This window comes from Pontibacter toksunensis (assembly GCF_042686245.1).
Lineage (GTDB): Bacteria > Bacteroidota > Bacteroidia > Cytophagales > Hymenobacteraceae > Pontibacter > Pontibacter toksunensis.
The window spans coordinates 1-1,099 of the sequence record NZ_JBHUOX010000092.1 but is presented as its reverse complement, the minus strand read 5'-3'; the positions used below and the strand labels follow the sequence as shown (position 1 = coordinate 1,099).

Sequence of the window (1,099 nt, the reverse complement as noted above, 5' to 3'; positions counted from 1 at the left end):
AGGCGTAAATACTTTTCTCACCCAATTGTTTCACGTTGTCATAATCCACCACTACCCGTTCCGCAATTTCCGATTCTATCATAACATCCGGAGGCGCTGGAATTTCTTCGGGGCTGGTTTGGGTAATCGCTGAAAGCACTTCTCCCATACTGGCCAGGGAAATGCAGTAATTCACCTCCATATTATTCAGCACCGACAAGGGCATATCCGGGTATTCGGCTTCGTTAGGGTCCTGCACCATACACGTGCCGCCACTTCTTTTGATAGCCAGCATACCGGTAGTGCCGTCATCGAGCAAACCGGTCAAGACTACCCCAATGGCACGGTTACTGTACGCCGCTGCCGCCGAACGAAACAACACGTCTATGGATGGCCGCCACCGGTTTTCTTCCGGCCCATGCCCCAGAACGATGGTCTCTTTTTTTACCAGTAAGTGAAGATTAGGCGATGCGACATAGATATGACCTTTTTTTATGGGTGCGCCATCAACAGCTACTTCACAAGGTAAAGCGGTACGCTGTTTTAAATTATGCACTAAAAAATCACCGATGCTGGTGTGGGATAAATGCATGACGATAAAAATTGCGGCGTCCAGATCGGGCTGCAATTGTGCGACAAATTCGGATAGTGCATTCAGGCCCCCTGCCGAAGCGCCAACGACAATAACGAATTTAGGTTTATCCATTTGAAGAGAGTTTACTATGATGAGGTAAAATACTTATTCCAATGCTTCAATTCGGGTAAAAATGAACTATACTCTTATTCTATGCTTTTCATTAAAGTAAGCAAAAATTACATTCTTTATAAGTCTTTGAATAGCAGGTTTAAAAGTGTCAATTTCAAGCCTGTTACCAACTGTTACTTTACATGGAGTAAAATAAAATTCTGAATCTATTTTATCAGTTATATCCAGTATATTTAAGTATAACTACAGGCGATACAGGAGTATAATATTAATACTCATGATTTAAATGCCAATTCTTCCCCTTCAGGATATGTTTCTTGATTTTCCGGTTCACTCTTTTTAAAGAAAACTATGTTCACGTCAGATCCCCAGTATGTCATTGCAATAGGAGCTTCTGCCGGTGGCGTAGAAGAA

At 42.5% G+C, this 1,099-nt stretch carries 1 protein-coding gene; it reads right to left on the bottom strand.

Translation table 11 applies throughout. The annotated features are described in order from the left end of the window. On the bottom strand, positions 1–685 hold a 685-nt coding region (locus tag ACFS7Z_RS27250; protein ID WP_377492651.1), incomplete at its 3' end, for a chemotaxis protein CheB. Positions 686–1,099 lie beyond the last annotated feature (414 nt).